Raw genomic sequence first — 536 nt, forward strand, 5'->3', positions numbered from 1 at the left:
AAACCCGACCTGATCTGGCGCTGCTTTGGCAACAAGGCCGAACTCAATCGCCGTGTGATGGCCGATGCCGATGCCTTTGTGGCCGAGCCTGACGCCCCGCTTGACAGTCTCAAGAAACTGATCGCTGAAAGCCATATCGAACTGCCCGACAACCTGCCACCGATGAGTGCCGGACTGGTCGGCTATATGGGCTATGACACTGTGCGTCTGATGGAAAAGCTGCCCGACAGCAACAAGGACGAACTTGATGTGCCCGATGGCATTTTCATCCGCCCGACCGTGACGGCAAGTTTTGACACCATCGAAGACACGGTGACCGTGGTGACGCCCGTCCGCCCGCAAAGCGGCATTTCGGCTGATGCCGCCTATGATCTGGCCTGCGCGCGTCTTAATGACGTGGTCCAGCAGTTCCAGCGCAATCTGTTTATCGACCGCCGCTCCAAATCCCTACCCGATACCCTGCCCGAACCAAAAGTCAGCGTCACCGAGGCCGGATTCCACGACATGGTCGAAAAGGCCAAGGATTACATCCGCGC

At 58.2% G+C, this 536-nt stretch carries 1 pseudogene; it reads left to right on the forward strand.

Annotated features, from left to right (window positions below):
* A pseudogene (locus tag B2T33_RS00235) lies at window positions 1–536 on the forward strand (anthranilate synthase component I); the annotation flags it as partial.

The organism is Thalassospira sp. UBA4513 (assembly GCF_002388495.1).
Classification (GTDB): Bacteria; Pseudomonadota; Alphaproteobacteria; order Rhodospirillales; family Thalassospiraceae; genus Thalassospira; species Thalassospira tepidiphila.